The sequence below is a fragment of the Cyanobacteriota bacterium genome (assembly GCA_025054735.1).
Taxonomy (GTDB): Bacteria; Cyanobacteriota; Cyanobacteriia; order SKYG9; family SKYG9; genus SKYG9.
The window spans coordinates 1-2845 of the sequence record JANWZG010000456.1; the positions used below are offsets into that span (position 1 = coordinate 1).

The window sequence follows — 2845 nt, forward strand, 5'->3', positions numbered from 1 at the left end:
ATTGACCAACTGCCTGCGACTCCAGATACCCTGTGGTTGAGACTGCTGGGACGGGATAGTGTGCAACAGCAGGCGATCGCCGAACTGTTGGCTCGACCGCGCAGTGACCCCTACCGGGAGCGGGTGTTGCAACTGTTAATAAACTGGCGGGTTACAATGGAGCTACGGGAACTGCAACTGAATACCGATGAGGAGAGCGGACTGATGGTGGCATTGTCACAGGCCTACTACGAATGGGAAACCTTGAAAATCCAGGAAGGGATTCAGCAAGGCATTCAGCAAGGCATCCAGCAAGGCATTCAGCAGGGCAAGCTGGAAGGAGAGTTAAGGACTGTCTTACGCCTGCTTGATCGGCGCTTTGGCCCCCTGAGTGAGGAGTGCCGTACCCGCCTGCAAGCCCTCTCTCTGCAACAGGTGGAGGACTTGGCCGATCGCCTGTTGGACTTTGCCACCGCTGCCGACCTAACCGCTTGGGTGCAGACCTTGGACAATCGACTATCTCAAGTGAGCGATCGTCTCCAGCAGCAATGGCCTGAGCTGTCCCCTGACCTACACCGCCAAGCCCACCAGCTTGCTCCCCAGCAACTCACTGCCTTACTGGAGACCCTGCCCCAGCTTGCCAACCCGGACGATTTGGCTGCTTGGCTGCAAACTCAGCAACCCGCTGAATCATGAAACCACGAAGACACGAAGAGCACAAAGAGATTCACATTTTTCCCTTCGTGTCCTTTGTGCCTTTGTGGTGATTCACTCTTTCCCAGTACCTTACAACGTTGTCCACCAAGCTCGCAGCGCCTGTACTGCTACAGCTTCATCATCCTTTAGTCCCATCAGTTCAACCAGTGTGCGAATAAAACACTCAATCAAGCGACCAGAAAATTCATGAGCTGCATTGAATTTCATCCAGTTCCATCTCGCCCAAATCCTTGGCGGCTTGGGTAGCCTGCCGAAATACACGTCCCAAGCGCTGGAGAAAAGCTACATCTCTAACCATGCCAAGTCCTGCGCTGATCTAACCAGAGGGTGTCATAGGGTTCCTTCAGTCAGTAGGTGGTTATTGGTGTGATTACTGATAATTCCCGGTAAGGATGCCCCTAGTTTTGCCCAATCTTATAGATCGGGTAGATCATGAACAGAAAACCCTAGGGCTGTTGCTACCTGCTCTCGGCTCAAGCCCAGGGCTAGGAGGCGAGCGATCGCATCCCGACGGGCTTGGGCTTCCTGTTCTGCCCGTCGAGCTTCCTGTTCTGCCCGCCGAGCTTCCTGTTCTGCCCGTTGGGATACTTCTACGTAGTTCTCAAATCGCTGCCCATCAGGGCGATAGATTTCCAATGTCCCACTGCTGGTCTCTAGCCGAATGCCCAGCCTAGGGCTGACCCAGCCAGCCATATTAGCGATGGGAATCAGCCTACTGTCTTGCCGTAGCCAGCCCTGGAGACGATTTCTGTCTGGGTCGTAGAGGTAGTAGACTTGTTGCTTAATAAAAACGCTTGAAAGCAAAACACAAACTACTTTCCCGATTCTTATCCCAGTTAAGCAGCTTCTAAATAGAAGTTCCATAATCCTGCTGCGGTAAGCATCAAGCGATCATCAAAATCAGGCACACGATTCCTATAAATGGCAGAAACCGCGTTGTACCGCTTCATCCCAGCATGGGCATGTTCGCAAACAACCCGTTGACGGCTGAATTCCTTGTTCTCCTGCTTTTGCTGCTCACTCAACTCCTTGCCTTTCGGCTTCTTATGGGGCAGATGGATGTTCACAAACTCCTTGTGCAACCCCTGAAACCCTAAATCTCCCTCAATGCTCACCTCATCGGGGATGTTCTCTACCACCTCGGCTTCATCGAGTTGCCGTTTGTCATGCACCTTCCCTCCTCTCGCTTTCGTTAACAAGATGATTCGCTTTTTTCGCGTACTGCCTGTGATGTGCTTGCGAGTGTGCCGTTTCTTCTTGCCGGAGTAACAATCCTTCTGCTTCTGGGCATCCTTTGGGCGTTGCACCGGTCGTTCTGTTCCATCAATGATCAACTCCTTGACATCCGGAAACTGCTCCAAAAACTGCGCAATACTCTCGATCTTGCGTTCGGGCAGCACCATCTTCTTGCCCAATGCCCTTTCCAGTATCCTTTGCAACCGATGCACCCAGCGATTGCTCCGCCCTCGCTCTAGCTCGAACAGAAAGCTGAGCACATCGAAGGTGGGGTAGCACTTAAAGTAGAACAAGATGAAAAATAGTTTGGCTTCAATACTCCTCAAACGGGCTTTTCTGCCACCGCCCTTCGCTCGTTTGCGAGGTTTTGTCTCACGTTCTACCTCCTCTTGATAGGCAACCGCGAACACTTGGCACAACTCCTCAAATGCTTTGCGGTTGAGCCCGGTCAGTGACCTCAGGAGACGGTCATTCCCTAGCGCACGTTCGATGTTGAGCATAGTCTGCTGCTCTGGTACAGAGATGCTTTTAGCTTATCTTATAAAGCAACAGGTCTATTTACAACTCGACCTAGCAGCATCTCGAAAGGAGGGACAACAGTCGACAAGTCAGGGCTTGCACGCCTTGCATCCTCTGGAAGTGCATACGCTGCTTTCATCACACCCATAGGGCGAAGCAACTGCAACCCCTCAGAAATTTCAAGAATACGATTGCCAAGTAGTTTAGTATGCTCCCCAGCTTGTTGCAACAATGTCGCTAAATCTTGACCATTGCCAGTCTTGAGAAATTGGTCAGTTGCAGTCAGCCAATCAAATAGACGTACAACAGGCAGAAGATCAAAAGTGGGCGTGACCTTTTGACCTTCAGACTCGAAGCTAGCCTCGAAAGCGCCATAAATTAGGGCATCAATCTG

The 2845-nt window shown here is 51.6% G+C and carries 5 protein-coding genes; 1 reads left to right on the forward strand and 4 read right to left on the reverse strand.

The genetic code is table 11. From position 1 onward, the window contains the following. A partial coding sequence (locus NZ772_16705; protein MCS6815196.1) for a DUF4351 domain-containing protein occupies window positions 1-675 on the forward strand: 675 nt, incomplete at its 5' end. Between the two features lie 90 nt (window positions 676-765). Here the strand turns inward: NZ772_16705 and NZ772_16710 are convergent. The 4 genes from NZ772_16710 to NZ772_16725 form a co-directional block, all read right to left on the reverse strand. Then, window positions 766-903, reverse strand: a complete 138-nt coding sequence (locus NZ772_16710; GenBank protein MCS6815197.1) for a hypothetical protein — start codon at window positions 901-903, stop codon at window positions 766-768. A 207-nt stretch (window positions 904-1110) separates the two neighbouring features. Then, the gene (locus tag NZ772_16715) at window positions 1111-1500 is read right to left on the reverse strand and encodes a hypothetical protein (GenBank protein ID MCS6815198.1); all 390 of its coding nucleotides are present in this window, start codon (window positions 1498-1500) and stop codon (window positions 1111-1113) included. A 32-nt stretch (window positions 1501-1532) separates the two neighbouring features. After that, a complete protein-coding gene (locus NZ772_16720) occupies window positions 1533-2432 on the reverse strand; it encodes a transposase (GenBank protein ID MCS6815199.1) in 900 nt (299 codons plus the stop codon). A gap of 38 nt (window positions 2433-2470) precedes the next feature. After that, window positions 2471-2845: TM1812 family CRISPR-associated protein (locus NZ772_16725; GenBank protein MCS6815200.1), on the reverse strand; the 375-nt coding region annotated here is incomplete at its 5' end.

Bases quoted from the DNA above. Each gene is read 5' to 3' on its own strand.
- NZ772_16710 (MCS6815197.1), bottom strand. From the start codon at position 903: ATGAAATTCAATGCAGCTCATGAATTTTCTGGTCGCTTGATTGAGTGT.
- NZ772_16720 (MCS6815199.1), bottom strand. From the start codon at position 2,432: ATGCTCAACATCGAACGTGCGCTAGGGAATGACCGTCTCCTGAGGTCA.